This window comes from Solirubrobacter soli DSM 22325 (assembly GCF_000423665.1).
Lineage (GTDB): Bacteria > Actinomycetota > Thermoleophilia > Solirubrobacterales > Solirubrobacteraceae > Solirubrobacter > Solirubrobacter soli.
Genome location: NZ_KE384071.1, coordinates 166,483 through 190,764, shown reverse-complemented (window position 1 = coordinate 190,764; position 24,282 = coordinate 166,483). Strand labels below are relative to the sequence as shown.

At 70.9% G+C, this 24,282-nt stretch carries 26 protein-coding genes; 16 read left to right on the top strand and 10 right to left on the bottom strand.

Going from position 1 to position 24,282, the window contains the following annotated elements:
* Positions 1-125 precede the first annotated feature (125 nt).
* The 6 genes from G569_RS0136735 to G569_RS0136710 are packed head-to-tail and all read left to right on the top strand — an operon-like array spanning position 126 to position 4,749.
* Positions 126-836: an SDR family oxidoreductase gene (locus tag G569_RS0136735; protein ID WP_028067101.1), complete on the top strand. Its 711-nt coding sequence runs from the start codon at positions 126-128 to the stop codon at positions 834-836.
* Positions 833-1,699, top strand: a complete 867-nt coding sequence (locus tag G569_RS0136730) for a sigma-70 family RNA polymerase sigma factor (protein ID WP_028067100.1) — start codon at positions 833-835, stop codon at positions 1,697-1,699. Before G569_RS0136735 ends, G569_RS0136730 begins: the two co-directional genes overlap by 4 nt.
* A complete protein-coding gene (locus G569_RS0136725; RefSeq protein ID WP_053227549.1) occupies positions 1,696-2,112 on the top strand; it encodes a hypothetical protein in 417 nt (138 codons plus the stop codon). Before G569_RS0136730 ends, G569_RS0136725 begins: the two co-directional genes overlap by 4 nt.
* Positions 2,109-3,368: a GAF domain-containing sensor histidine kinase gene (locus G569_RS54715; protein WP_053227548.1), complete on the top strand. Its 1,260-nt coding sequence runs from the start codon at positions 2,109-2,111 to the stop codon at positions 3,366-3,368. The genes G569_RS0136725 and G569_RS54715 overlap by 4 nt, the downstream gene beginning before the upstream one ends.
* Entirely contained in the window at positions 3,365-3,733 is a 369-nt protein-coding gene (locus G569_RS0136715) for a response regulator (RefSeq protein ID WP_028067098.1), read from the top strand. The genes G569_RS54715 and G569_RS0136715 overlap by 4 nt, the downstream gene beginning before the upstream one ends.
* A complete protein-coding gene (locus G569_RS0136710) occupies positions 3,730-4,749 on the top strand; it encodes a response regulator (protein WP_028067097.1) in 1,020 nt (339 codons plus the stop codon). The genes G569_RS0136715 and G569_RS0136710 overlap by 4 nt, the downstream gene beginning before the upstream one ends.
* Positions 4,750-4,860: 111 nt before the next feature.
* Here the strand turns inward: G569_RS0136710 and G569_RS64955 are convergent, their stop codons facing one another.
* Genes G569_RS64955 through G569_RS54700 form a run of 3 tightly spaced genes read right to left on the bottom strand, consistent with a single transcriptional unit; the run spans position 4,861 to position 7,687 of the window.
* Positions 4,861-5,565 (bottom strand): glycine-rich domain-containing protein, encoded by a 705-nt coding sequence (locus G569_RS64955; protein WP_053227547.1) that lies wholly within the window; start codon positions 5,563-5,565, stop codon positions 4,861-4,863.
* 41 nt (positions 5,566-5,606) lie between these two features.
* Positions 5,607-6,836: a serine/threonine-protein kinase gene (locus G569_RS59830; RefSeq protein WP_053227546.1), complete on the bottom strand. Its 1,230-nt coding sequence runs from the start codon at positions 6,834-6,836 to the stop codon at positions 5,607-5,609.
* Positions 6,833-7,687: a short-chain dehydrogenase/reductase gene (locus G569_RS54700; protein WP_053227545.1), complete on the bottom strand. Its 855-nt coding sequence runs from the start codon at positions 7,685-7,687 to the stop codon at positions 6,833-6,835. Before G569_RS54700 ends, G569_RS59830 begins: the two co-directional genes overlap by 4 nt.
* A gap of 39 nt (positions 7,688-7,726) precedes the next feature.
* Between G569_RS54700 and G569_RS54695 the strand changes: the two genes are divergently transcribed.
* A complete protein-coding gene (locus G569_RS54695; RefSeq protein WP_053227544.1) occupies positions 7,727-8,188 on the top strand; it encodes a DUF4190 domain-containing protein in 462 nt (153 codons plus the stop codon).
* 4 nt (positions 8,189-8,192) lie between these two features.
* Here G569_RS54695 and G569_RS54690 read toward each other — a convergent pair whose 3' ends face one another.
* Positions 8,193-8,543 (bottom strand): DUF2752 domain-containing protein, encoded by a 351-nt coding sequence (locus G569_RS54690; RefSeq protein ID WP_169542327.1) that lies wholly within the window; start codon positions 8,541-8,543, stop codon positions 8,193-8,195.
* A 55-nt stretch (positions 8,544-8,598) separates the two neighbouring features.
* Here G569_RS54690 and G569_RS54685 point away from each other — a divergent pair, with 55 nt between their 5' ends.
* The gene (locus G569_RS54685; RefSeq protein ID WP_053227543.1) at positions 8,599-8,886 is read left to right on the top strand and encodes a DUF4190 domain-containing protein; all 288 of its coding nucleotides are present in this window, start codon (positions 8,599-8,601) and stop codon (positions 8,884-8,886) included.
* Here G569_RS54685 and G569_RS0136675 read toward each other — a convergent pair.
* Positions 8,883-9,647, bottom strand: coding sequence for a gamma-glutamyl-gamma-aminobutyrate hydrolase family protein (locus G569_RS0136675; RefSeq protein ID WP_053227542.1), 765 nt, complete (start codon positions 9,645-9,647; stop codon positions 8,883-8,885). The genes G569_RS54685 and G569_RS0136675 overlap by 4 nt on opposite strands.
* Positions 9,648-9,710: 63 nt before the next feature.
* On the opposite strand from G569_RS0136675, the gene G569_RS0136670 reads away from it, so the two are divergent.
* The 3 genes from G569_RS0136670 to sufD are packed head-to-tail and all read left to right on the top strand — an operon-like array spanning position 9,711 to position 12,730.
* Positions 9,711-10,028 carry a Rieske (2Fe-2S) protein gene (locus G569_RS0136670; RefSeq protein ID WP_028067095.1) on the top strand — a complete coding sequence of 106 codons (318 nt, stop codon included), beginning with the start codon at positions 9,711-9,713 and terminating at the stop codon, positions 10,026-10,028.
* Positions 10,029-10,032: 4 nt separating this feature from the next.
* Positions 10,033-11,469, top strand: coding sequence for a Fe-S cluster assembly protein SufB (sufB, locus tag G569_RS0136665; RefSeq protein WP_028067094.1), 1,437 nt, complete (start codon positions 10,033-10,035; stop codon positions 11,467-11,469).
* A gap of 1 nt (position 11,470) precedes the next feature.
* Positions 11,471-12,730: a Fe-S cluster assembly protein SufD gene (sufD, locus tag G569_RS0136660; RefSeq protein WP_037501773.1), complete on the top strand. Its 1,260-nt coding sequence runs from the start codon at positions 11,471-11,473 to the stop codon at positions 12,728-12,730.
* A gap of 38 nt (positions 12,731-12,768) precedes the next feature.
* Here the strand turns inward: sufD and G569_RS0136655 are convergent, their stop codons facing one another.
* From G569_RS0136655 to G569_RS54680, 3 genes are all read right to left on the bottom strand, one after another.
* On the bottom strand, positions 12,769-13,356 hold the full coding sequence (locus G569_RS0136655) for a hypothetical protein (protein WP_028067092.1): 588 nt from the start codon (positions 13,354-13,356) through the stop codon (positions 12,769-12,771).
* Positions 13,357-13,500: 144 nt separating this feature from the next.
* Positions 13,501-14,445, bottom strand: coding sequence for a LipP1 family hormone-sensitive lipase (gene lipP1, locus G569_RS0136650; protein ID WP_028067091.1), 945 nt, complete (start codon positions 14,443-14,445; stop codon positions 13,501-13,503).
* Positions 14,408-15,427, bottom strand: coding sequence for a helix-turn-helix transcriptional regulator (locus G569_RS54680; RefSeq protein WP_037501770.1), 1,020 nt, complete (start codon positions 15,425-15,427; stop codon positions 14,408-14,410). Before G569_RS54680 ends, lipP1 begins: the two co-directional genes overlap by 38 nt.
* A gap of 61 nt (positions 15,428-15,488) precedes the next feature.
* Between G569_RS54680 and G569_RS0136640 the strand changes: the two genes are divergently transcribed.
* Together G569_RS0136640 and G569_RS0136635 are read left to right on the top strand one after the other, a co-directional pair.
* A complete protein-coding gene (locus G569_RS0136640) occupies positions 15,489-15,725 on the top strand; it encodes a hypothetical protein (RefSeq protein ID WP_028067090.1) in 237 nt (78 codons plus the stop codon).
* A gap of 84 nt (positions 15,726-15,809) precedes the next feature.
* On the top strand, positions 15,810-16,139 hold the full coding sequence (locus G569_RS0136635; RefSeq protein WP_028067089.1) for a hypothetical protein: 330 nt from the start codon (positions 15,810-15,812) through the stop codon (positions 16,137-16,139).
* Here the strand turns inward: G569_RS0136635 and G569_RS63315 are convergent.
* Together G569_RS63315 and G569_RS0136625 are read right to left on the bottom strand one after the other, a co-directional pair.
* The gene (locus tag G569_RS63315) at positions 16,096-19,725 is read right to left on the bottom strand and encodes a beta strand repeat-containing protein (protein ID WP_028067088.1); all 3,630 of its coding nucleotides are present in this window, start codon (positions 19,723-19,725) and stop codon (positions 16,096-16,098) included. The two genes, G569_RS0136635 and G569_RS63315, sit on opposite strands and share 44 nt — an antisense overlap.
* A gap of 56 nt (positions 19,726-19,781) precedes the next feature.
* Entirely contained in the window at positions 19,782-20,543 is a 762-nt protein-coding gene (locus G569_RS0136625; RefSeq protein WP_028067087.1) for an SDR family NAD(P)-dependent oxidoreductase, read from the bottom strand.
* 83 nt (positions 20,544-20,626) lie between these two features.
* Here G569_RS0136625 and lysA point away from each other — a divergent pair, with 83 nt between their 5' ends.
* The 3 genes from lysA (at position 20,627) to G569_RS0136610 (ending at position 24,149) form a co-directional block, all read left to right on the top strand.
* Complete coding sequence (lysA, locus tag G569_RS0136620; protein WP_028067086.1) at positions 20,627-21,862, top strand: diaminopimelate decarboxylase; 1,236 nt, start codon at positions 20,627-20,629, stop codon at positions 21,860-21,862.
* Between the two features lie 83 nt (positions 21,863-21,945).
* The gene (locus tag G569_RS0136615) at positions 21,946-23,316 is read left to right on the top strand and encodes an amino acid permease (protein ID WP_211233188.1); all 1,371 of its coding nucleotides are present in this window, start codon (positions 21,946-21,948) and stop codon (positions 23,314-23,316) included.
* Positions 23,313-24,149, top strand: coding sequence for a universal stress protein (locus G569_RS0136610; protein WP_028067084.1), 837 nt, complete (start codon positions 23,313-23,315; stop codon positions 24,147-24,149). Before G569_RS0136615 ends, G569_RS0136610 begins: the two co-directional genes overlap by 4 nt.
* Positions 24,150-24,282: the final 133 nt, after the last annotated feature.

Here is a 24,282-nt window from a genome sequence, read left to right as displayed (position 1 = left end):
ACCGAGGTGCTGCGGGGGGCGTCTCAGCAAATCGTCATGACCGCGCCAGCGTAGTCGACGGCCGGGCGATCGGAAGTGTGGCTGCCCGTACGTCACATCTCGCGGGGCTATCCCGTCCACTCGATATGAACATCGCGATCGTGGGTGGGACCGGAACGGTGGGCGCCGAGGCGGCGCGCGAGCTGACCGAGCGCGGGCACTCGGTGCGGGTGCTTTCACGGCACGCGCCGGAATACCCGGTGGACCTCCAGGACGGCAGCGGGTTGGATCGCGCCCTGGCGGGGGTCGATGTCGTCATCGATGCGTCCAACGGCGGGCGCGACGTGCTCGTCGAAGGCACCCGGCGGCTGCTGGCGGCCGAGCTCGCCGCGGGCGTGCGGCACCATGTGGGCGTGTCGATCGTCGGGATCGACCGCGTCGGCGGCCGGTACTACAAGACCAAGCTCGCCCAGGAGGCGGAGATCGCCCGCGCCGGCGTCCCGTGGACGATCATCCGCGCGACGCAGTTCCACACGCTGGTGGCGCGCACGTTCGCGGTCTCCTCGAAGCTCGGCGTGGTGCCGTCGGTGGCGGTCCCGCTGCAGCCCGTCGATCCATGCGAGGTGGGGCGGGTGCTGGCGGACACGGCCGAGGCCGAGCCGTCGCGGGGGATCACCCAGTTCGCCGGGCCGGAGGTCGTCGACGCGCGCGAGCTCGCCCGGCGCTGGCGTTCCTCGACCGGGTCGCGGGCGTTGCTGCTGCGCGTGCTGGTCACCCGCTCGCTGCGCGGCGGTGGGCTGACCAACCCGTCCGCGTGGCGCGGGACCGTGACGTTCGACCGCTGGCTCGCGTCATGACCGCCGAGACGCTTGCGGATCGCTTCGAGGCGCTGCGACCGCGGCTCGTCCGGCTCGCCTATGGCTACCTCGGCAGCCTCGCCGAGGCCGAGGACGTGGTCCAGGACGCGTGGCTGCGGCTCGAACGGGTGGACGCGGACGAGATCCGCGACCTGCAGGGCTGGTTGACGACGACGGTGTCGCGGCTGGCGCTCGACGCGCTGGGCTCCGCGCGGGTGCGGCGCGAGGCGTACGTCGGGCCGTGGCTCCCTGAGCCGATCGTCGAGGAGCCGTCTCCCGAGCAGCGGGCGGTGCAGGCCGAGGACGTGTCGCTCGCGCTGCTGGTGGTGCTCGAGAGCCTGTCGGCCAACGAGCGCATCGCGTTCGTCCTGCACGACATCTTCGGCTACGCGTTCGACGAGGTCGCGAGCTCGCTGCAGACCTCGCCGGCGGCGGCGCGGCAGCTCGCGTCGCGGGCGCGCAAGGCGGTCGAGGCGCGGCGCCCGCGCTTCCCGGCCTCGCCGGAGCAGCAGCGCGACGTCGTCCTCGCGTTCGGCCGCGCCGCCGCGGAGGGAGACCTGGAAGGGCTCATGGAGCTCCTGCACCCGGACGTCGTGTTCACGTCCGACGGCGGCGGGATCGTCACCGCGGCGCGCAAGCCGATCGGTGGCGCCGACCGCGTCGCGCGGCTGGCGAAGACGCTCGCGGAGAAAGCCGCTGAGGCGGGCGGCCACTTCGAGCTGGTCGACGTCAACGGCCTGCCGGGCTGGCTGGGCATCGGTCACGACGGCCAGGCGACGGTGATGAGCTTCACGATCGACGACGGCAAGATCGTGGCGATCGACGTCCAGCGCAACCCGGAGAAGCTGCGGAGGCTGCCATGAGGTCTTTGTTGCGCGTGACGATGGTGTGTCTTGCCGTGTCGACGGCGGTGATCGCCGTGCAGGGCACGGTGGCGCCCCGGTCCTTCTACGACGGCTTCCCGTTCGGGCGCGGGTGGGTGGAGTTGCTCCCGCCGTACAACGAGCACCTGATCCGCGACGTCGGCGGGTTCTATCTCGCGTTCACGATCCTCTTCGTGTGGGCGGCGGTGACGCTGGCGCGCGCGTTGATCGTCCCGCTGTGCGTGGCCTGGGCCGTGTTCTCGTTGGTGCACGGGATCTTCCACGCGCTGCATCTCGACGGGTTCTCCGCCGGTGACGCGGTCGCGGAGATCGGCGGTCTCGCCGCGGTGCTCGTCCTGCCGCTGCTCGCGATCTGGGTCGTGCGACGAGATGTGACAGATTTGGCCGTGTGACGGCCGGTCTTCAGGCGCGCATCGCGGAGCTCGAGCGCGACCTCTCGGAGGCGCTCGAGCGCCAGTCCGCGGCCGCGCACGTGTTGGAGGTGCTCGGGTCCTCCACCTTCGAACTCGACCCGGTGTTCGAGACGGTCCTGCAGCAGGCGGTCGGGCTGTGCCGCGCGGACGCGGGGCTGATCTACGTGCTCGACGGCGACGTCTACCGCGTCGAGGCGATGCTGGGCGCGTCGCAGGCGTACCGCGAGTACATCACCGAGGTGCCGCTGTCGGCGGGCTCGGGGGGCGTCGTCGACCTCGTGCTCGCGGAGCGCCGGACGATGCAGATCCACGACGCGGCGTCGGACCCGCGGTACACGATGTCGCGGGCGCTCGAGCTCGGCGGATTCCACACGATGCTCGGGGTGCCGATGCTGGCCGAGGATCGGGTCCTGGGCGTGATCGTGTTGTGGCGGGCGCGGATCGCGCCGTTCGACGAGCGCACGATCGCGCTGGTCGAGGGCTTCGCGACGCAGGGCGTGATCGCGATCCAGAACGTCATGACCGCGCGGGCGCTGGAGATCGCGTCCGCGCACAAGTCGGAGTTCCTGGCCTCGATGTCACACGAGCTGCGGACGCCGCTGAACGCGGTCATCGGGTTCAGCGACGTGTTGTTGGAGCGCATGTTCGGGGATTTGAACGAGCGCCAGGAGGAGTACGTGCGGGACATCCGCGACTCCGGCCGGCACCTGCTCGAGCTGATCAACGAGATCCTCGACCTGTCGAAGGTCGAGGCGGGGCGGATGGAGCTCGAGCCGTCGCTGGTCTCGTTGCCGTCGTTGTTGGAGCAGGGGCTGGCGTTGGTGCGCGAGCGGGCTGCGCGGCAGCGGCTGACGGTGGCCTTGTCGATCTCCTCCGGCGTGGGTGATGTGTGGGCGGACGAGGTCAAGCTCAAGCAGGTCGTGGTGAACCTGGTGACCAACGCGGTCAAGTTCACGCCGGTGGGTGGGTCGGTCTCCGTGGATGCGCGCGTGGTGGGTGAGGAGGCGGTGGTCTCGGTCCGCGATACGGGCGTTGGGATCGCGGTCGAGGACCAGGAGCGGATCTTCGAGGCGTTCCAGCGTGGCGACCGGCGGGCGTCGGTCGAGGGGACGGGGCTCGGGCTGACCTTGTCGAAGCGGTTCGTCGAGCTGCACGGCGGGCGGATGTGGGTGGAGAGCGCGGTGGGTGTGGGGTCGACGTTCGGGTTCGCGATCCCGGTGGGTGCGGTGCTGTGACCGGCGTCGTGCTGATCGTGGAGGACAACGAGCGCAACCTGAAGCTCGTGCGCGACGTCCTGGGTCATGCCGGGTTCTCCGTGTTGGAGGCGCGCGACGCCGAGGCGGGGATCGAGCTTGCGCGGGTGCAGAAGCCGGACGCCGTCCTGATGGACATCAACCTGCCGGGGATGACGGGGTTCGAGGCGCTGACGGCGCTGCGTTCTGACACGTCGACGGCGTCGATCCCGGTGCTGGCGGTGACCGCGTACGCGATGAAGGACGACCGCGCTCGGATCCTCGCGGCGGGGTTCGACGGGTACGTGGAGAAGCCGGTCGACATCCGCGCGCTGCCGGGGCAGGTCGAGGCGCTGATCCGCCGGTGATCCTCGTCGTCGACGACCTGCCCGCGAACGTGCGGCTGCTGCGGGCGGTGCTCGAACCGCGGGGGTACGCCGTGGGTGAGGCGGGGTCGGGCGCGGAGGCGTTGTCGCTCGTCGCGGCCGGCGGCGTCGACCTCGTCCTGCTCGACGTGATGATGCCGGGGATCGACGGCTACGAGGTCTGCCGGCGGATTCGGGCGGACGCCGCGACCGCGTTCATCCCGGTGATCATGATCACGGCGTCGGGCGAGGCCGAGAAGCGGCGCGGGCTCGACGCGGGGGCCGACGACTTCGTCACGAAGCCGTTCGACCACGCCGAGCTGCTCGCGCGGGTCCGCTCTCTCCTGCGCGTGAAGGCCTACCACGACGAGATCGAGGCGTTCAACCGGGGCTTGCGTCGCTTCCTCCCGGCCGAGGTCGCCGAGCTGGTCAAATCCGACCCGGCCGTCCTGGACGCGCATCGGCGCGAGATCGCCGTCTGCTTCTGCGCCTTGGCCGGCTTCGCCTCGTTCGCCGAGCGCGCCGAGCCGGAGGACGTGATCGCGGTCCTGAACGGCTACCACGCGGCGTTGGGCGCGCTGGTCGACGCCTCCGAGGGCGCGCTCGTGCGACTGACGGGTGATGAGCTGATGGTCGTCTTCAACGACCCGACCCCATGCGACGACCCGGCGGGCGCGGCGGTGCGCCTCGCGCTGTCCTTACGCGACCGCGTGTGGGAGCTGGCGGAGGCCTGGAGCCGACTCGGCTTCGACCTCCAACTCGCCGCGGGCATCGCGTTGGGCCACGCGACCGTCGGCCGCATCGGCTCCGAGCACCGCTGGGAGTACGCCCCGGTCGGCACCGTCCCCACCCTCGCCGAACGCCTCTGCGAGTCCGCCGCCCCGGGCCAGATCCTCATCAGCCGCCGCGTCTTCGCCACCACCGAGTCCCTCGCCATCACCCAACCGGCCGGCGAACTCCCCCTGCGCGGCTTCGCCACCCCCACCCCGGCCTGGGACGTCCTCGGACTAGAAACCTAAACCCAACCTAAATTGCCTGACCCCTTATCGCAGCTTTAGGTTCCGAACGCCGCTCTGCAGCGCGATCCGAAGCTAAAGCCAACCTTAAGTGCCAGGCACCTTAGGTGGGGTTTAGCTGCCGCCGCCTCCGCAGCCGCCGCCTCCGCCGCACCCGCCTCCGCCGCAGCCGCCGCCTCCGTCGTGGCCTCCCCCGCCGTGGTGGCCGCCTCCGCCTCCGCCTCCGTCGTCGCCGAAGAGGCCGAAGAACGACCAGCCTCCGTCGGACGAGGAGCCGTCGCCGGGGACGTAGGCGCCGGCGAAGCCCGCGCCCGCGGTCGCGTTGCGGCGGCGGTTGCGCGCGCGGTCGTTGCGCCTGGTGATGTTGCGGAGGCGGCGGAGGTCGCGCGAGCTCCAGTTGAAGCCGTCCTTGAGGGCGGCTTCCTGGTCGGCGGTGAAGAGCGTCATCGGCAGCTCGTGCTTGTCGACGATCGCGAGCGTGAGGGCCGTGATGTCGTCCATCGAGACCGAGAGCGTCGAGTCCGGGTTGTGGTGCAGGTAGCGGCCGAAGGCGCGGTCGCAGAAGGACGTGTACTCGCGGGTGATCAGGATCATCTCGTGCCAGGCCTCGTCGACGGCCTTGGAGGGCATCCCGATCAGGCGGTTGTCGGCGTACAGGCAGGCGAGGTACCACCCGCGCAGGCCGTCGAGCGCGACGTCGGCGGCGTGGCCGCTGCCGAGCTCGCCCACCAGCTTGTCGCGCAGAGCCGCGGAGAACTCGTAGCTCTCGATGAAGCGGCGCCGCCCTGTGCGGCGCATCGTGCTGAAGATCGTCGACATGTCGTCACTATCTGATGACGTCGAGGAAGCGAAAAGCTTCCCTAGGTGGTGGATTCCCCACCTGCGCGGTCGAGCGTGTCGGCGATCGTCTCGATCTCGTCCTGCAGCGCGGCCAGCCGTTCGGCCGCCGCGGTGTCGTCGGCCAGCACCCGCCCCCTCACGGTCTCGAGCTCGATCAGGATGCGCTCGGTGTCGGCGTCGTAGGCGGCCAGCGCGGTCTGCATCTTGCGTTGGACGGCGAGGTGGCGCGCCAAAGCGGCGACGAGCTTCGCCTTGCCCGCGTCCTGCCCGCCGCGCACCTCCGCCAGGCGCCGCTCGATCCGCTCCGGCGGCGTGTCGGCGAGCGCCTCCCGCAGCAGCGCGGCACGGTGCGCGGCGTGCTCGAACGCCGCCAGCAGCCCCGCCGCCTCGCCCGCGAACTCCGGCGCAGCGACGCGGATGCCCCGCTCGCACCGACGTGCGGCGTCCAACAGCGGGGAAGGCTGCGACCCGCCCGCGGCGGCGATCGCGGCGACGCCCAACGCGGCGCCCGACTCGTACCGCTCCAGCGGATCCTTCGCCAAGGCTCGCGCGATCACCGCGTCGAACGGCGAGTCGAGCTTCGGCGGCGGCTCGGACAGGTGCGCCCAGAGCTTGCGTTCGGTGCCCTCCAAAGGAAACGGCACCTGCCCGGTGAGCGCGTAGAAGAGCACGCAGCCGAGCGAGTAGAGGTCCGCCGCCGGGCCGTCCCCCTCGCCGCGGATGCGCTCCGGCGCGACGTAGTCGAGCGTGCCCACCAGATGCCCGCTGACCGTCTGCCCGCCGCTGTCGTCGAGCGCCTTCACCAGCCCGAAGTCGGTCAGGTACGCGTGGTCGCCCGGGGCGATCAGCACGTTGGCGGGCTTGACGTCGCGATGCACGAGCCGGCGGGCGTGCGCGGCGTCCAACGCAGACCCCACCTGCGCGACGACGTGCGCGGCGCGCATCTCCTCCAGCGGTGAGAGCGACCGCAGATCCGCCCCGTCGACGAACCGCATCGCCAGGTACAGCAGCCCGTCCTCCTCACCCGCCTTGAAGACCGGCAGGACGTTCGGGTGATCGATCGACGCCGCCAGCCGCGACTCCGCGATGAACCGTTCGCGGAAACCCGGCTCACCCGCCCGCTCGGGCGCGACCAGCTTCAACGCGACCGTGCGCCCGAGCGCCTCCTCGACCGCCTCATAGACCACGCCCATCCCACCCCGGCCGACCAGCCGCGTGATGCGGTGCCCGGCGATGACACGATCGATCAATTGTTCCCGACGCTCCGAGCCGCGGCGTCCGCACCCACCCGCTCGGCCTCGGCGGCGAACGCCGTCTCCATGTCGGTGACGCCCGCGACCATCGCGCGGTCGGCGAGCGGGTTGTCGAGCAGCCCGCGCAGCGCCATCATCCCGCGCAGGAACGGCGGGTAGACCGCCGCCCGCGAGCGCTTCTCGATCGACGCGACCGTGCGCGCGACGGCGGGCTCCAAAGGCCAGGTCTTGGCGATCGGCGACGGGAGCCGCGACTTGGACCCGCTCAGCACCGGGCTCGCCTCACCCACCGTCACCATCGGCGTGTTGAGGAACAGGTAGTAGCCGACGCCGACGGAGACGCCGTGCGGCTTGAGCTCCACCCGCAGCGAACGGCCGAGCGCTTCGACACCCGCCTTGGACGCGCTGTACGCCCCGAGCCCCGACGCCGGCAGCACCGCCGCGGCCGAGGCGATCATCAGGATGTGCCCGCGGCGCTCGAGCACGTGCGGGATCGCCGCTCGCACCGTCCGCCACACGCCGAGCAGGTTGATCTCGATCGTGTCCTCGACCGTGTCGGGACCGACCATCCGCAGCGGACCGCCCGTGGCGATCCCCGCGTTGGCGACCGCGACATCGATCCCGCCGAGGCGGCGCGCGAGGTCGTCGACGGCCGCGGTGAGCGCGTCCCGGTCGCGCACGTCGGCGACCGCGGTCTCGGCGCCGGGGAGGACAGCGGCGACCCGCTCGTCGCGGTCGATCAGCGCGATCCGCATGCCACGCGCCGCGAGCTGGCGCGCGAGCTCGGCGCCGATGCCCGACGCGCCGCCGGTGATGAGCGCCACGCGCCCGTCGAGGTTCCAGGACATCGCCACGAACGCTAAAGGTTGGGGTACGGTTGTGCGCACATGAGCCTCCCGGGAGACGAGAACCCGAACCCGCAGTGGCAGCGGCGCGAGGACGAGTCCAAGCCCCAGTGGACGTCCGGGAACCCGCTCGGCGAGCAGCCCGACGAGCCGCCCGCGTGGCAGCAGCAGCCGCAGTCGGAGTGGCAACGCGAGCCCGCGCCGCAGTGGCAGCAGCCCGCGCCGCAGCAGCAGTACGCAGGCTGGACCCCGCAGCCGCGGACCCCGGGTCAGGCCGTCGCGTCGCTGATCCTCGGGATCGTCGGGCTCGTGTTCTGTCCGATCATCGCCTCGGTCCTCGCGCTCGTCTTCGGCTACCAGGCGAAGAGCCAGATCGACGCGGCGGGCGGCCAGCTCGGCGGCCGCGGCGTCGCGGTCGCGGGGATCGTCCTCGGCTGGGTCTCGCTGGGCTTCTGGGGCCTGTTCTTCACGCTCGCCGTGATCGGCGGCATCGCGTCGAGCTAACGCGTCAACCGACGATCGCGGTGCGGTGCGCTAAGGCGTAGCCCCACGCCGCGGCGACCACCACACCCGCGAGGAGCGCCGTGCTCACGCGCGGGCGCCAACGGGTGACGAGCACCACCACCCCCGCGACGATCAGCAGCGCCGCGAGCACGACCCAGACCCCGTTGTAGTCGAGGAAGCGCGCGTCCCCCCGCGCGGCGAGCGCGAACGCCCGCGTCGCCCCGCACAGCGGGCAGGGGAGCCCGGTGATCTCGCGGAACGGGCAGATCAGCCCGGTGTTCCCGTCCGCGGGCACGATCGCGCCCGCCACGAACGGCGCGCAGCCCAGCGCGAGAAGCCCGGCACCGTCACGCATCGCGAACGAGTCTGCCATGGACGGCGGCCCGCTGCCGGTGTAGGTTGCCGCACCGATGAGCTGGGAGAACGCATATCGGCCGTACAACCCGCAACCGGAGTCGAGCGGAAAGGCGCTCGCCTCGCTGATCCTGGGCATCGCCGGGCTGATCGTGTGCCCACTGGTGTGCTCGGTCCTGGCGATCGTGTTCGCCACCCAGGCGCGCGCGGAGATCGCGGAGTCGCGCGGGCGGATCGGCGGCGGCCAGAACGCCCAGGTGGGGCTCATCCTGGGCTGGGTCGGGGTGGCGATCGGCGCGATCGAGGCGGTCGTGCTGCTGATGTTCCTCTACGCGGCCAGCTAGGCCGCGAGGTCCAGGCGCGCGCCCGAGGCGGCGGCGACGAGCGCCTCGAAGAGGCGCGGGTGGACCGGACCGCGGTCGAGCGTCTCGGCGTGCCATTGGACGCCGACCACGAAGCGCTCACCCGAGTCCTCGATCCCCTCGACCGTCCCGTCCGGCGCCCACGCGACGGCGGTCAGACCGCTGCCCAGCCGGTCGACGGCCTGGTGGTGGAAGGAGTTCGCCCACAGCTCTTCCAGCCCCAGCACGCGCGCGAGGCGGGAGTCGCCCGCGACGTGCACCGGGTGCGTCTCGACCCAGCCCGGGTCGGTCTGGCGGTGGGCGATCGAGTGGTCGGTGATCGCCGGGAGGTGCTGGTGCAGCGTGCCGCCGCGGGCGACGTTGAGCGCCTGCGCGCCGCGGCAGATGCCCAGGATGGGCAGGCCGGCGGCGTCGGCGACCCGCGCGACGGCGAGCTCGAAGTCGTCAAGGGCGGGCTCGATCGGCCCGAGCTCGGCCACCGGCGACGCGCCGTACTTCGTCGGGTCGAGGTCCGGGCCGCCCGAGAGGCAGATCCCCTGCAGGCAGCTCAGCTGCGCCGGGACGTCGTCCACGCGCAGGGGCGGGAGCACGACCGGGATCGCTCCCGCACGCGCCAGCGCGCGCACGTACGGCATGCCGAGCGCCAGCTCGTGCTGCGGCGGCTCGCCTTCAGGGAGCGGCTGCGTGCGCTCCGCGCGTCGGACTTCGGACGTGGTGACCCCCACGAGCGGCCTCAGAGCCATCAGCCCAGGCTAGCCACAGGCCCGTCGATAGAATCCATACCTCCGGACTCGGATTTTCTCTGCGTGAGCGAATTGATCGACATCTGTGCCCTCGAGGACCTGCCGCCCGGCGCCAAGCGCCTGGTGGTACACGAGGACCTCGAGATCGGCGTCGTCAACTGTCGCGGCGAGATCTTCGCCATCGAGGACCGCTGCTCGCATGACGACGGCGAGCTCGTCGACGGTGAGCTCGACGAAGAGGATTGCGTCATCGAATGCCCCCGGCACGGGTCGCGCTTCGACCTGAGAACCGGAAAGCCCCTGAACCTGCCTGCGTACGTGCCCGTCGACACCTTCCCGGTGGTCGTCGAGGACGGCGTGATTCGAGTGGAGGTCGACTGACCTGATGGCTACTCCCGAGGTGATCGCCGAGCAGCAGGCGCTGGTCGGCATCAATTCTGACTATGAGTCGAAGTTCGGCTTCCACGACCCGGAGACGGGCTACGCCTTCAAGGCCCCGAAGGGCCTGTCGAAGGAGCTGGTCGCGCAGATCTCCGAGTTCAAGAACGAGCCGCAGTGGATGCGCGAGTTCCGGCTGAAGTCGCTCGACTACTTCCTGGCCCGCCCGCAGCCGACCTGGGGCTCGCCGATGCTGGCCGAGGTCGACTACGACAACATCCACTACTTCGTGCGCGCTTCGGAGAAGTCGTCGCGCACGTGGGACGACGTCCCCGAGGACATCAAGAACACGTTCGACCGTCTCGGCATCCCCGAGGCCGAGCGCAAGTTCCTCTCCGGCGTCGGCGCCCAGTACGAGTCCGAGGTCGTCTACCACCAGGTGCGCGAGGACCTCGAGAAGCAGGGCGTCATCTTCATGGACATGGACTCGGGGCTGCGCGAGCACGAGGACCTCGTCCGCCAGTACTTCGCGTCGATCATCCCCGCCAACGACAACAAGCTCGCGGCGCTGAACTCCGCGGTCTGGTCGGGCGGCTCGTTCGTCTACGTCCCGCCGGGCGTGCACGTCGAGATGCCGCTGCAGGCCTACTTCCGCATCAACACCGAGAACATGGGCCAGTTCGAGCGGACGCTGATCATCGCCGACGAGGGCTCCTACGTGCACTACGTCGAGGGCTGCACCGCGCCGGTGTGGAGCTCGGACTCCCTGCACTCCGCCGTCGTCGAGCTGATCGCCAAGCCGGGCGCGCGGATCCGCTACACGACGGTCCAGAACTGGTCGCAGAACGTCTACAACCTCGTCACCAAGCGCGCGATCGCCGAGACCGACGCGACGGTCGAGTGGGTCGACTGCAACCTCGGCTCCAAGCTGACGATGAAGTACCCGAGCGTCTACCTCACGGGCGAGCGGGCGCACGGCGAGGTGCTGAGCATCGCCTTCGCCGGCAAGGGCCAGCATCAGGACGCCGGGGCGAAGATCGTCCACGCCGCGCCGAACACGACGTCGAACATCTTCGCCAAGTCGATCTCCAAGGACGGCGGTCGCAGCTCGTACCGCGGTCTGCTCGAGGTCGCCAAGGGCGCGCACGGCTCGAAGTCCAAGGTCGTCTGCGACGCGCTGCTGCTCGACGAGCACTCGCGCTCGGACACCTACCCGACGATCCGCATCGGCGAGGACGACGTGGACGTCGGACACGAGGCCTCCGTGTCCAAGATCGGCGAGGAGCAGCTCTTCTACCTGATGAGCCGCGGCATCCCCGAGGACGAGGCCGGCAAGTTGATCGTCAACGGCTTCATCGAGCCGATCGTCAAGGAGCTCCCGATGGAGTACGCGGTGGAGATGAACCGCCTCATCGAGCTCCAGATGGAGGGTTCCATTGGCTGAGTTGGCCACCGTCCGCGAGCCCGAGTGGCTGAAGGAGCGCCGCAACGACGCGGCGCGCCGCGCCGCCGAGCTCGACCTGCCGCGCCACAAGGGCAAGGCCGGCTGGGAGTTCACGGACATCACGAAGCTCGACCTGGCGGCGTTCTCCGCCGCCGCGCCCGGCGAGGGTGATGCGAGCGCTGTCGATCGCGTCGAGACGTTGCTGACCCCGCCCGAGGGCGCGCACCATCTCGGGCAGGTCGACGGTCGCGTGATCGACGGCGGCGACACGCCGGACGACCTGCTCGTGCTGCCGCTCACGCTCGCCTGCGAGACGCACGCCGACCTGGTCGAGCAGCATCTCGGCAAGGTCGTCGACACCGAGCAGGACGTCTTCACGGCCTTGAACGACGCCGGCTGGACCGGCGGCGCGTTCGTCTACGTCCCGCGCAACGTCAAGGTCGAGCAGCCGATCGTGCTGACCGCGATCTCCGACGCCGACCACGTCGCGCTGCACCGGCGCGTGCTGATCGTCGTCGAGGAGGGCGCCGAGGCCGAGGTCTGGGAGCAGCACCTCTCCGGCACGGCCGAGAACGAGACCGTCCTGAACAGCGTCGTCGAGCTGCGCGTCGGCCAGAACGCCAAGCTGCGCTTCGTCGGCGCCCAGGACATGAACGAGAAGTCGTGGGTGTTCGGGTCCCAGCGCGCCGAGGTCGCCCGCGACGGCCACCTGGACTGGGTGACCGCCGGCTTCGGCTCGGGCAACGGCAAGGTGTTCACCGAGACCCTGCTGGCGGGCGAGGGCTCGCACGCCAAGGTCACCGGCGCCTACGCCCCGCACGGCCGCCAGCACGTGGACTTCCACACGCTGCAGGAGCACGGCGCGGCCAACACCACGTCCGACCTGGCCTTCCGCGGCATCCTCGCCGACCGCTCGAGCGCGGTCTGGCGCGGGATGATCAAGGTCGACCCGGGCGCCCAGCAGACCGACGCCTTCCAGGAGTGCCGCAACCTGCTGCTCTCCAAGAAGGCGCACGCCGACGCGATCCCGGGCCTCGAGATCCTGGCCAACGACGTGCGCTGCACGCACGCGGCGGCGATCGCCCAGATCGACCCCGAGCAGGTCTTCTACCTGAACTCGCGCGGGCTGGGCGACGCGCTCGCCAAGCGCCTCGTGATCGAGGGCTTCATGGCCGAGCTGATCGAGCGCTTCGAGGAAGGCCCGATCCGCGAGGCGATGGCCGGCGCGATCGAGCGCCGTTTGCACGTCCTGCTGGACTGAACGCAGGCGGGCCGCTCCCACGAGCGGCCCGCGTCACGTCACTTCTGGAGCTGGTTCAGGACGTCCTTGATCTCCTGGGCGATGTCGCCGGTCGCCTTGATGGCGTCGATCGTGCGGTTGCGCAGGTCGATGTAGTTCGGGCTGTCCGCGTGGTAGATCCGCAGGTCCGCGGTGTAGTGGCCGACCGCGTCCGGGAACGACTCGGTGAACGTCTCACGGCGCTGGCTGGCGCAGGTCGGGTCGGTGACGCCGCAGACGGTCGCGCTGTTGAAGACCTGGGAGACCCAGATCGCGCGGCCCATGTTGTCGACGGCGACGACGAGCGTCTTCGGGCGCATGCCGTAGAACCAGTTGTCGTTCTTGGCGTAGCTGTCGACGGTGAGGAGGCCGTTGCGGAACTCCGTCGCGGTCGAGGTCATGTGCTTGCCGGACCCGATGTCCTGCGAGTTCGTCCGGGCCAGCGGGGAGCCGCCGTCGTCGTAGCAGTACTTGAACGGCGTGAACGTGCACGACTGGGTCGGCGTGCTGTACGCCTGAGCCGCGGTCGGCACGAGGGCGACGGCACCGACCACGGCGATGCCGGCCGCCGCCGTGCGCAGGCGGCGGAGTGAGGAGAACGAGAGCAATGGAGCTCCTTGAATTGGGGGAGGATCGAACAAGGCAATCCTCTCCGCTCAAGAACCTCTATCGCATCCGGGGGATCCCCAGTGCCTGTTGATGTGGGCAACATGAGGACCCGCCCTAGGATCCTTAATACGAAAGACGTACGGTCAGGCGGCGATCGGCTGCAGGGCCGCGCGGATCGATTCCGCGAGGTCCTCGTGCAGGCGTCGCGCGCCATCGGCGATGCCCTGCATCCAGTAGAAGCCGTGGATCATCCCGTCGTACTCGACGTAGGTCGACGGGACGCCGGCGTCGTGCAGCTTGGCGTGGTAGGCGCGGCCGTCGTCGCGCAGCGGGTCGTACTCGGCCGTGGCGATGAACGCCGGTGGCAGGCCGGAGTGGTCGGCCGCCAGCAGCGGTGACACGCGCCAGTCCTTCGCGACCGACTTGTCCGGGATGTAGTGGTCCCAGAACCAGTGCATGGACTCGCGCTGGAGCAGGTAGCCCTCGGCGTTCTCGTGCGCGGATGCCGTGTCCCAGCCGTGCTCGACGGCGGGGTAGATGAGCGCCTGGAAGGCGATCTTGGGTGCGCCCTCGTCACGTGCCCGCAGTGCGACCGCGGCCGCCAGGTTGCCGCCCGCCGAGTCGCCGATCAGGCCGATGCGCGCCGCGTCGAGCCCGAGCTCGTCCGCATGTTCGACGACCCAGTTCGTCGCGGCCCAGCAGTCCTCGAACGGGATCGGGAACGGATGCTCCGGCGCCTTCTGGTAGTTGACCGCGACGACCTTGCAGCCGGTCGAGTTCGCCAGCGCGCGCATCGTCGTGTCGCAGACGCAGATGTTGAGCACCACCCAGCCCGAGCCGTGGAAGTAGACAAGGCCGGGGTAGGGACCTTCGGCGCCCGCGGGCGTGTAGATCCGCACCGGGATCTCGGCGGTCGGGCCGGGGATGAACGTGTGCTCGACCGACGCGACCTCCTCGGGCTCGCCCTGCAGCGCCGCGAACGACCACGCGGCCGCGCGGGCCTCGGCCACGGTCAACTCCTCGAAGGGCTTCGCCCCGGCCTCCTCCATCTCATCGAGCAGCGCCTGGATCTGCGGGTCGACCGGCATCGCGTTCTCCTCCCGTCGTGGGTGAGCGAACCGTAGCGCTCGCGATGCCGTCGGCGATGGCCCGCAGGCGCTCGATCACCTCGGGCGGCTCGTGGACCGTGTAGGGCGCCGAGAGCATCGCGATCCGCATCGCCAGCCAGTCGAGGTTGTCGTCGGAGGTGCGCAACTCGCACCGGTTGTCGGCCAGCGGGGTGATGTCGCCGCCGAGCCAGCGGCGGCCCTGGAGCTCCTCCGCGGCGCATTCGACGGTGAGGCGGGCCTCGTAGCGGGAGGGATAGGAGTGCAGCGAGCGCTGGACGTACTCGGCGGCGTCCTTGGCCGGGAGCTCGCGCGGGTGGAAGCGGGCGCCGGTCGAGGCCGCGCCCTCGATGCGGTCGACGCGGAACGTGCGCCAGTCCTCGCGGCCGCAGTCGTAGGCGACGAGGTACCAGCGGCGGCCCGCGTTGACCAGCGAGTGCGGCTCGGTCTCGCGCTGGGTGCCGGCACGGTCGCGGGAGGTGTACGCGAAGCGCACGCGCTCGTGGTCGCGCACCGCGGCGGCGAGGAGCGTCAACGTCTGCGGGTCGATCGTCGGGCCGCCGTAGACGTTGAGCGTCTGGGTCGCGGCCGTCAGGGCCTGGACGCGGCGGCGCAGGTGGGAGGGAAGGACCTGCTCGAGCTTGACCAGCGCGCGGACCGCGGTCTCCTCGATCCCCGAGATCGAGCCGCCCGCGGCGGTCCGCAGGCCGACGGCGATCGCGATCGCCTCGTCGTCGTCGAGCAGCAGCGGCGGCATCGCGGTCCCGGCGCGGAGCTGGTAGCCGCCCGCCGGGCCGGTCATCGACTCGACCGGGTACCCGAGCGAACGCAGCCGCTCGACGTCGCGCCGGACCGTGCGCGCGGACACCTCCAACCGGTCCGCGAGCTCGGACCCCGGCCAGTCGCGACGGCCCTGCAGCAGCGACAGCAGGGTCAGCAGGCGGCTCGAGGTGGTCTCGCTCACAACGCCATCATCGCGTGTATTGAGGACAGAACCAGACCTAATCGCGCGCGAGCATGTGCGCATGCAGATCGAGGTCACGCTGACGCATCCCGCCGCCGCCCACGCGGCGATGATCGCGCTGGAGGACATGAGCGAGCAGCCGCCGTACGCCGACGGCGCGCGGGTGTGGCTGCCGGTGGCCGAGCGCAACGGCGCCGTGATGGAGGCCGCGAAGCGGCTGTTCCGCGCGGGCGTCGGCGCGGACGACATCGTTGTGATCCACCGGGGAGCTGCCGCCCCCCGGACCCCCCCGCTTTAGGGGAACCCCTCGGGGGTCCCCCCGAGGTGGCGGGGCGCCGCGTCCGGGATCGTCCGGTCTCCAACTCGAACCAGGAGACCTGACATGTACTGCCAACTCGTCGAAGGCGGCACCACCCCCGAGCTGCGCGAGCAGATGGACCGGATCGTGCGCGAGGAGATGCTCCCCGCGCTGGAGGCCGAGCGCGGCTTCGCCGGCACGCTCAACCTCGTCGATCGCGAGACCGGCAAGGCGCTGATGCTGATGCTGTGGGAGACGCGCGAGGACGCCGAGCTCCCGCTGCGCGACCGCGGCCCCGCGTTCCTGCAGGCTCTCGGGTCGATCATGGCGATCTCGACCGGGGCGCGGGCCCCGATCTCGCTCTGGGAGGTCAACGCCGCTTTGCCGTATAGCTCTTTCCCGCTCGCAGCGTGACCGTCTTGCCGCGCACGTTGTCGCGCACGGACACCACGCCCTGGGCCACCCGCGTCAGCGTGCTCGTGCACGTGTCCTGCACCAGCCACTTGGTGCCGCGGACGGTCGCGGCGCTGTAGCTGCCCTTGGTGCGGAAGCGGCCCTTGCCGTCGCCCCAGAGCTTGCGCGACTTGGGCTTCTTCTTGCCCGCCGAGACGCTCGCCTGCTTGCCCTTCTTCGAGCAGTCGAGCGGCTCGTTGAGGGTCAGGTCGGTGGTCGTGGCGGTCTGGGAGACCTTGAACATGCCGTCGTAGAACTTCGCGGTCTCGACCTTCCCGTCCGCGCCGACCGTGCTCAGTTCGACGGTGCCGTTGCGCGCGTCGATCGTCTTGTTGAGCGGCACCTCCGTGCCCGCGGCGAGCTTGCGGCAGTTGACGCCGGGCTTGTCGCACACGTCGATGGTGCCCTCGATCGGAGCGACGACGACGTCCTGCTTGAACTCCGCCTGCGGCGTGGGCGTGGGCGTGGGCGTCGGGGTGGCGGTGGCGGTCGGGACCGGCGTCGGAGCGGTCGTGGCGATCGGGATCGGCGTCGCGGTGGCCGTGGCCGTCGCGGTTGCCGTCGGCGTCGGCGTCGGCGTCGCGGTCGCCACCGTGAACGTCCGCGTCGCGGGGGTCGGGTCGGTCACGCCCGCGCTCACTGCGCGGACGCTGAAGGTGTGCGCGCCCTCGCTCAGCCCGCTGTAGGACTTCGGCGACGTGCACGGCGTGAAGCCGCCGTCGAGCGCGCACTCGAACGTCGCGCCCGCGTCCGGGGAATCGAAGCTGAACGCGGCGGAGGTCACACCGATCGTGCCGGACGGGCCCGAGGTGATCGTCGTGTCCGGCGCGCCCAGGGTGATCGTGAACGTCCTGGTGGCGGGCGTGGGATCGGGGTTGCCGCCGGCATCGACGGCGCGGACGCCGAACGTGTGCGCCCCGGCCGTCTGTGCGGGCGTCGTGTACGGCGACGTGCACGCGGTGAACGGCCCCGAGTCGACACGGCACTCGAACGTCCCGCCCGGCTCGCTGGAGGAGAACGTGAAGGAACGCGACGGATCGGGACCGGTCGGGCCGGAGTCGATCGTGGTGTCCGGCGCGACCGTGTCGCCTTGGGCGTAGCTCGCCGAAGCGGTCGCCGGCAGGTCGGACGTCGTCGTGACGCTGAGCTGGTACGGCCCGGCCGTCGGGGGGTTCGTGACGCTGCTGAACGTCGTGCGCAGCTCGTCGCCCGCGGCGACGCCGGCGTTGCTGAAGAAGCCACACTCCACGGTGAGCCCGTTCGGCGCGCCGCAGTTGCCGACGACCGCCCCGCTCGTGACGTCGAGCACGCTGGCGCTGGAGCCGGTGAACGTCGTGCCCGTCGGGAACGTGAAGTCCATGCGGCTGTTGGCGGCATTGGAGAGCCCGCCGGTCGCCGACGCGGTGAACCGGACGACGTAGGTCGTCGAGGCCGACGGCGTGAGCGAGGCGGCGGTCACGCCGACATTGGTGAGCGCGCCGCCCGAGATCACGCTGAACGGGGCTGAGGCGATCACCGCCGGGTCCGACGTCGTCGAGACCGAGACGGTCTTGTCCGTGCCCGTCGTGGTCGGGTTGGCGACGCCGTTGAACGTGACCCGCAGCACGTCACCGGCGGCGGCGCTCGCGTTGGTGAACAGCGAGCAGGTGACGTTGAGCCCGCTCGGCGCTCCGCAGTTGCCGATGTCCGTGGCACTCGTCACGTCGCGGATCGTCGAGCCCGTCCAGCCGGCGAACGTCGTCCCCGTCGGGAAGGTGAACGTCAGCCGGCTGTTCCCGCCCGTGGACAGCGCGCCGGTGGCGGACAGCTTGAGCGTGACGACGAAGGTCGTGCGCGCGCCCACGGCGTTCGAGGGGTTCGCGTTGGCGGCCGTGATCGCGCTCAGCGTCCCCGCCGGAACGACGGTGAAGGGCGCTGACGCCACCGCGCCCGGGTCCGACGTCGTCGACACCGAGACGGCCTTGTCCGCGCCCGGTGTCGTGGGGTTGGTCACACCCGTGAAAGCGACCTCGACCGCGGTGCTCGGGGCGATGGCGCCGTTGGTGAACAGCGAGCACTGCACGGCGAGCCCGTTGGGCGCCCCGCAGTTGCCGACCGCGGCGCCCGCGACATTGATCGTTCCGCCCGCCCAGCCGGGGAACGTGGTGCCCGCGGGGAACGTGAAGTCGAGCCGGCTGTTGGCGCCGTTGGACAGCCCGCCGGTCGCCGAGGTCGTGAACCGGACCACGTACTGCGTGCGAGCGCCCGCCGCGGCGCTCGGGGCGGCGTTGGCGACGGTCACGTTGGTCAACGCATTCGCCGGTAGCACCGTGAAGTTCTGCGAGAAGACCAGCGCGGGGTCGGACGTCGTGTTGACGCTGAGCTTGGTCGCCGTGCTCGGGGTGTCCGGGTTGCTGACGCCGGTGAGGGTCATCGTCACCTGCGTCGACGGCGGGATCGAAGCGTTCGTGAACAGCGAGCAGTCGAGGAGCAGGCCGTTGGGCGCGCCGCAGTTGCCGACGTCCTGCCCGCCGGCGCTGATCGTGCCGCCCGCCCAGCCCGCGAACGTCGTCCCGCTCTGGAACGGGATCTGGATGTGGCTGTTGGCGGCGTTGGAGAGCCCGCCGGTGGCCGAGGTGGTGAAGCTGATCACGTAGCGGGTGCGCGCGCCCGCGGCGGCCGAGGGGCTGGCGTTGACGACGTTCACGCCCGTCACCGGGTTCGCGGCGGTGACCGTGAACGCCGCGGACGGCGTGAGTGCGGTGTCGGAGGTGGTGTCGACGCTGATCGTGCGCTGGCCGACGTCGGTCGTGTTGGTGATGCCGTTGAAGGCGAGGTTCACCGTGGCGCCCGCGGCGACCGTCTCGCCGGTGAACAGCGAGCACTGGATCGCGCCGTTGCTCGGCGAACCGCAGTTGCCGACCTGAGTGCCGCCGACGGTCACGCTCGCGCCCGCGTAGCCGAGGAAGCTCGTGCCCGGCGGGAACACGACGTCGATCCGGCTGTTCGCCTGCTGCGAGAGGCCGCCGCCGGCCGAGACCTTGAACGAGGCGAGGTAGCGCGTCCGCGCACCCGTCGCGGGGGACGGTGTCGAATTGTCGACAATCACCTGGGAGAGTGTTCCGGCCGCGGTCAGCGCGAACTGTGCGTTGACGGCATCGGCGTCAACGGTGGTGGACACGCTCAGCGTGTTCGCGCCGTTCCCGGGGTTGCGGACGCCGTTGAGCGTGACGGTGACGGTCGCGCCCGTCGCCACCGTCTGGCCGGTGAAGAGCGAGCACTGCACGACCGCATTGTTGGGCGAGCCGCAGTTGCCGACCTGCGTGCCGCCGGCGACGATCGTCCCGCCCGCCCAGCCTTCGAAGGCCGCGGCCGCCGGGAACGTCACCGTGACGCGGCCTGACGCTGCGATCCCGTTCGTCGCCTTGAAGGAGACGACGTAGCTCGTCCGCGCGCCGGCCGCCGACGACGGCGCTGAGTTGTCCACGGTGACGTTGGTCACCGAGGAGGCGAATGCGGGCGAGCAGAAGGCGAGGACGGCAAACAGCGTCGCGGCGAGGGTGCGCATCACCAACCGACCCTAATCCGGGTCGGGGGTGCTTTTGGGTTCGGCTACCTCGCCTTTCAGGTAGCGAGCATGCCGCCGTCAACCGGAAGGACTACGCCGGTTACGTAGGAAGATGCATCGCTGGCGAGGAACAGCAGCGCGGCGACGAGCTCGTCGGGATCGCCGGCCCGGCCGGCGGGCACGCGGGCCATCATGCTCTCGATGTAGCCCTCCGGGTACTGCTCGGTCATCTCGCTCGGGAAGAACCCGGGGGCGAGCGCGTTCACGCGGATGCCCTTGCGCGCCGTCCACTGGACCGCGAGGTCGCGCGTGAGCCCGATGATCGCCGCCTTGCTCGACGCGTACGCGGCCTGCGGGAGCGCGCCCGTCGTCTGGCCGAGCACCGACCCGATGTTGATGATCGTCGACCCGGGCTGCATCACCCGCCCGCACGCCTGCGCCATCCAGTAGGACCCGTTGAGGTTGACCTCGATCACGCCGCGGAACTGCTCGGGCGTCTCGCGCGAGGCGGGGACGGCCGTGCCGACGCCCGCGTTGTTGACGAGCACGTCGACGTGGCCGAACGCGTCCATCGCCTCGGTGACGATCCGCGTGCAGTCCTCCGGCTTGGCGACGTCCGCGGTCACCGCCAGGGAGGTGCGGCCGAGGGCGCCGACGCGCTCCGCGGTCTCTTGGAGCCGGTCCGCGCGGCGGGCGGCGATCACGACGTCGGCCCCCGCCTCGGCGAGGCCGACCGCGAACGCGGCGCCCAGCCCGGACGAAGCGCCGGTGATGACGGCGACCTTGCCGTCGAGCCGGAAGCGATCGAGGACAGCCATGTTCGGCACGCTAACGAAGCGGCGGGCACGATGTTGGAGTTCCCACAGAGGCAACGTTCGTTTCCCACTCATAAGGTCCCGCCATGGCCGACCTGCTCTCGCTCTTCCCGCCTTCGAGCGGACTCGCCGCGGACGGGATGTTGCTCCTGGGTGGATGTCGTGCCGACGCGCTCGCGGAGGAGTTCGGAACCCCGGCGCTGATCGTCGACGAGCCGGCGCTGCGGGCGCGGGCGCGCGAGTACCGGGCCGAGCTGGCGGCGCGCTGGCCGCGCTCGCGGGTCGTGTTCGCGTCCAAGGCGTTCCCCGCGACCGCTGTGCAGCGGGTCATGGTCGAGGAGGGTCTGGGGCTCGACGTCGCGGGCGGCGGCGAGATCGTCACCGCGCTGAAGGCGGGCGTCGATCCGGCGCTGATCGTCCACCACGGCAACGCCAAGACCGACGAGGAGATCGCGCTCGCGGCCGAGCACGGGATCGGGCTGGTGGTCGTCGACAACGCCGACGACGTGGACCGGCTGGAGGCGACCGGCGCCCGGCACGACGTCCTCGTGCGGGTGATCCCGGGCGTCACCGCCGACACCCACGCGCACGTCCTGACCGGTCACGAGGGCTCGAAGTTCGGCCTCTTGCCGGTGGACGCCGCGCCGCTGATCAAGCGGATCGAGCGGTCGGACCGGCTCCGCATGCGCGGTTTGCACGTCCATGTCGGCTCGCAGATCCTCGACGTCGAGCCGTTCGCCGACTCGGTCGCGCCCGTCGCCGCGCTGGGCGAGTTCGAGATCTATGACCTCGGCGGCGGTCTGGGCGCGCGGTACTCGTACGCCGACCACCCGCCGAGCGTGCCGGAGTACCTTGACGCGCTGATCGGCGCGGCCCGCGAGCACCTGCCGGCGGAGGCCGAGATCATCATCGAGCCGGGCCGCAGCATGGTCGCGGCGAATGCGTCGACCCTGTATCGCGTCGTCACCCGCAAGCGGCAGTTCGTCGCCGTCGACGGCGGCATGGGCGACAACCTCGAGGTCGCGCTGTTCGACCAGCGCTTCGAGGCGGCCGTCGCCAACCGCGTGACCGGTGGGGGCGAGCGGTACGCGCTCGTCGGCCGCCACTGCGAGAGCGGCGACGTGCTGATCGACGGCGTGGCGCTGGAGACGCCCGTCGTCGGAGATCTGATCGCGGTGCCGGCGACCGGCGCCTACTGCCACACGATGGCCAACAACTACAACGGCACCCGCCGCATCCCGGTCGTCTTCGCCGGCGACGGCGCGGCGCGGGTCGTCGTACGGCGCGAGACGTGGGCGGACCTGCTCGCGCGAGACGCATAGAAGCACCCCTCGAGAGGAGAGATATGGATGCTGTGAAGCAGCCCCTGCGGGAGCAGGTTCTGCGTCGTAAGCCCGTAGCCGCGATGACCGCGGAGACCGGGGCGGACTCGGGCTCCGGTGAGCTGTCGCGCTCGATCGGCCTGTTCCAGCTGTCGATGTTCGGGATCGGCGCCACGATCGGCACCGGCATCTTCATCGTGCTCACGCAGGCGGTGCCGGTCGCCGGGCCGGCGGTGATCTGGTCGTTCGTGCTCGCCGGCACCGTGGCCGGCCTGACCGCCATCTGTTACGCCGAGCTGGCGAGCGCGGTGCCGGTGTCGGGCTCGTCGTACTCGTACGCCTACGCCACGCTTGGAGAGGGCGTCGCGATGGTCGTCGCCGCCTGCTTGCTCCTCGAGTACGGGGTGTCCGCGGCGGCGGTCGCGGTCGGCTGGTCGCAGTATCTGAACGAGCTGCTGAACAACCTCTTCGGCTTCACGATCCCGGACGCGCTCTCGAAGGCTCCGGAGGCCGGCGGCGTCTTCAACGTGCCCGCGGTCGTGCTCGTCGGGCTGTGCACGCTGCTGCTGATCCGCGGCGCGAGCGAGTCGGCGAAGGTCAACGCCGCGATGGTGATGATCAAGATCAGCGTGCTCATCCTGTTCGTCGTCCTCGGCGTCCAGGGCTGGGACTCCAACAACCTGTCCGACTTCACGCCGTTCGGCCTCGGCGGGATCACGTCGGCGGCGGGGATCATCTTCTTCAGCTACATCGGACTCGACGCGGTCTCGACCGCGGGCGAGGAGGTGCGCAACCCGCGCCGGACGATGCCGCTGGCGATCATCATCTCGCTCGTCGCGGTGACGTCGCTGTACGTGCTGGTGGCGATCGTCGCCGTGGCCGCGCAGCCGGTGTCCGCGTTCGACGGGCAGGAGGCCGGCCTCGCCGCGATCCTCGAGGACGTGACCGGCTCGACCTGGCCGGCGACCGTGCTCGCCGCGGGCGCCGTGGTCTCGATCTTCAGCGTCACGCTGGTCGTGATCTACGGCCAGACGCGGATCCTGTTCGCGATGGGCCGCGACGGGATGATCCCGCCGATCTTCCACAAGGTGAACCCGCGCACGATGACGCCGGTGCCGGCGACGATCATCGTCGCGATCGTGGTCTCGCTGCTCGCAGGCGTGCTGCCGATCAACTTCCTCGCGGAGATGACGAGCATCGGGACGCTGGTCGCGTTCCTGGTGGTGTCGGTGGGGGTGATGGTGCTGCGGCGCACCGCGCCGGACCTGGAGCGCGGGTTCAAGGTGCCGCTCTACCCGGTGGTGCCGATCCTGTCGATCGCGGGCTGCTTCTGGATCATCAAGGACCTGCGGGCGGTCACGATCTACGTGTTCGTCATCTGGTCCTCCGTCGCTTTGGCTTGGTACTTCTTCTACGGCATCAAGCACTCCGAGCTGGGGAAGAAGGCCGCATGACGTTCGTCGTCGGCTACGCGCCAGATGGGCGTGGGCGGGCTGTTCTGGAGCTCGCTTCGATGCTCGCGCGGACGGGCGACTCGGACCTCGTGGTGGTCTCGGTCGTGCCCCAGCCCTGGCTGCCCGGACCGGGCCGCGTCGACGCTGAGTACCAGGCGTCGCTGGCCGAGACGGCCCAGGCCGCGTTGGACGAGGCGCGCTCGCGGCTGTCGGTGGACGCGTCGTACGTGGTCCATCACGCCCGCTCGACTCCCGCCGGACTGTTGGAGGTCGCGGAGGAGCGGGGTGCGTCGATGATCGTGCTCGGTTCGGCCGCGGCGGGGGCGATGGGCCAGGTCGCGCTCGGGTCGGTCAGCGGGCGGCTGCTGTACAGCTCGCCGATCCCGATCGCCTTGGCGCCGCGCGGGTTCCGCTGCCGCGGCGGGTGCCCGGTGCGGCGCGTGACGGCGGCGTTCGGGGGGACCGACGACACGTTGGTCGCCGCGGCGTCGCGGGTCGCGGCGCGGGTGGGTGCGGAGCTGCGGGTCGTCACGTTCGCCGTGCGTCCGCGTGCGCCGATCGAAGCGGGCGTCGGCCAGTCGGGCGAGGACGCGATCGTCGCGCAGTGGACCGACGACGTGGTCGGCGCGCTCGACCAGGAGGTGGTCGTCGGCCGCGGCGAGACGTGGGAGGAGGCGCTCGAGGACATCGAGTGGGCCGACGGCGACGTGCTCGTCGTGGGCTCGTCCTCGGTCGGCCCGATCGCCCGCGTCTTCCTCGGCTCCCGCGCGGCGAAGATCGTCCGCCACTCCCCGGTCCCCGTCGTCGTGGTCCCCCGCGAAGCGCTCACCTAAAAGGGTCAGACCCCTCAACATTGCGAAGCACGCTGTAGAGCCAAAACAATTGTTAAGGGTCTGACCCCTTAAGTAGGGGCGGCCGCCGGAGCGGGCGCGCGGGCGCGGGCGCGCCACGGCTCCGGCGGCTGGG

Coding starts and splice junctions, on each gene's coding strand:
- G569_RS0136735 (WP_028067101.1), top strand. CDS start 126: ATGAACATCGCGATCGTGGGTGGGACCGGAACGGTGGGCGCCGAGGCG.
- G569_RS0136730 (WP_028067100.1), top strand. CDS start 833: ATGACCGCCGAGACGCTTGCGGATCGCTTCGAGGCGCTGCGACCGCGG.
- G569_RS0136725 (WP_053227549.1), top strand. CDS start 1,696: ATGAGGTCTTTGTTGCGCGTGACGATGGTGTGTCTTGCCGTGTCGACG.
- G569_RS64955 (WP_053227547.1), bottom strand. CDS start 5,565: ATGTCGACGATCTTCAGCACGATGCGCCGCACAGGGCGGCGCCGCTTC.
- G569_RS54700 (WP_053227545.1), bottom strand. CDS start 7,687: ATGTCCTGGAACCTCGACGGGCGCGTGGCGCTCATCACCGGCGGCGCG.
- G569_RS54695 (WP_053227544.1), top strand. CDS start 7,727: ATGAGCCTCCCGGGAGACGAGAACCCGAACCCGCAGTGGCAGCGGCGC.
- G569_RS54690 (WP_169542327.1), bottom strand. CDS start 8,543: ATGCGTGACGGTGCCGGGCTTCTCGCGCTGGGCTGCGCGCCGTTCGTG.
- G569_RS54685 (WP_053227543.1), top strand. CDS start 8,599: ATGAGCTGGGAGAACGCATATCGGCCGTACAACCCGCAACCGGAGTCG.
- G569_RS0136675 (WP_053227542.1), bottom strand. CDS start 9,647: ATGGCTCTGAGGCCGCTCGTGGGGGTCACCACGTCCGAAGTCCGACGC.
- sufB (WP_028067094.1), top strand. CDS start 10,033: ATGGCTACTCCCGAGGTGATCGCCGAGCAGCAGGCGCTGGTCGGCATC.
- lipP1 (WP_028067091.1), bottom strand. CDS start 14,445: ATGCCGGTCGACCCGCAGATCCAGGCGCTGCTCGATGAGATGGAGGAG.
- G569_RS0136640 (WP_028067090.1), top strand. CDS start 15,489: ATGCAGATCGAGGTCACGCTGACGCATCCCGCCGCCGCCCACGCGGCG.
- G569_RS0136635 (WP_028067089.1), top strand. CDS start 15,810: ATGTACTGCCAACTCGTCGAAGGCGGCACCACCCCCGAGCTGCGCGAG.
- G569_RS63315 (WP_028067088.1), bottom strand. CDS start 19,725: ATGCGCACCCTCGCCGCGACGCTGTTTGCCGTCCTCGCCTTCTGCTCG.
- G569_RS0136625 (WP_028067087.1), bottom strand. CDS start 20,543: ATGGCTGTCCTCGATCGCTTCCGGCTCGACGGCAAGGTCGCCGTCATC.
- lysA (WP_028067086.1), top strand. CDS start 20,627: ATGGCCGACCTGCTCTCGCTCTTCCCGCCTTCGAGCGGACTCGCCGCG.
- G569_RS0136615 (WP_211233188.1), top strand. CDS start 21,946: ATGACCGCGGAGACCGGGGCGGACTCGGGCTCCGGTGAGCTGTCGCGC.
- G569_RS0136610 (WP_028067084.1), top strand. CDS start 23,313: ATGACGTTCGTCGTCGGCTACGCGCCAGATGGGCGTGGGCGGGCTGTT.